Genomic DNA, 963 nt, shown 5'->3' on the forward strand with positions numbered 1-963 from the left:
GTACTCCCCTCCCGCTCCCGCCCCGGAACGGCTGAACAGAAAGCAGAACGAGAAGATCGCCGAACTCTACCGGTCCGGCGTCCGTCCGGTCAACATCGCCCGAATCGTCGGCACCACGGACTGGACCGTCAATCACCGACTGAACCGGATGGGCGTCGAACGGCGGCCGAAGGGCATGACGCCGGCGCAGCGGGACGAGGCGGTCCGCTCCTATGAGAACGGAGACTCGATGCGGCGGATATCGCTGCGGCTCGGGTTCAACGACAAGACGATCAAGAAGGCGCTCGTAGAAGGTGGCGTCGAGATCAGGGAGTCGCCGCGTCGTCGGAAAAACTAGGTGCTCTTGCCCTTCCTCGTTTTCTCCTCCATCGCCTTGTCGTGATCGGCGAAGGCCGCGAGGAGCGCGCGGGACCAGACGCTTCGGATCGATCTCGGGGTGCCCGGCGGAAAAGATCCGGACGTCATAGTTCCGACCCTTCTTCCTCAAGGGCATGGTCCGCGCTCGTTCCCGATAGCCCTCGAGGCCGATGCTGAGCCGGCGCCACCTGCTCAGTGCTCGGCCGGCACGTTGCGGCAACGACGGATCACGAGACGAAACCGACTTCCGATGCTCGAGCAAGGTCGGTTCGGTCAGGTTCTCGCCGAAGCGGTAGTACTCATGGAGCGCCCATTGCTCCAACGCGTCCAAGAGGAAGACGCTCGTGGGATTAGAAGACCAAGCCGCTTGAAGTTCTTGCCGGGTCTGGAGGTAAGCGTGGTTGGTGATTCGCGGCATGGGGGACGAGCCATTATGGGACTCTCAGTGCAAACAGTCAAGAGAACGACGGCTTGAAGTGGCATGCTGTGACTGCTTCTACGGACCGCCAGGTCTATGACTTTTTCAAATTGACCTTGATGCGATCACCGTCCACGCTCCAGGTGTTCACGACATTCAGGACCTTGAGTCGCTTGACGAGGCTTTCC

At 61.1% G+C, this 963-nt stretch carries 1 protein-coding gene; it reads left to right on the top strand.

Annotation, left to right across the window (positions count from 1 at the left end; translation table 11 throughout):
* The coding region (locus AC4FQ5_RS19575) for a hypothetical protein (RefSeq protein WP_491146175.1) at nucleotides 1–337 on the top strand (337 nt) is incomplete at its 5' end.
* Nucleotides 338–963 lie beyond the last annotated feature (626 nt).

It is taken from the genome of Chryseobacterium sp. DT-167, assembly GCF_058310155.1.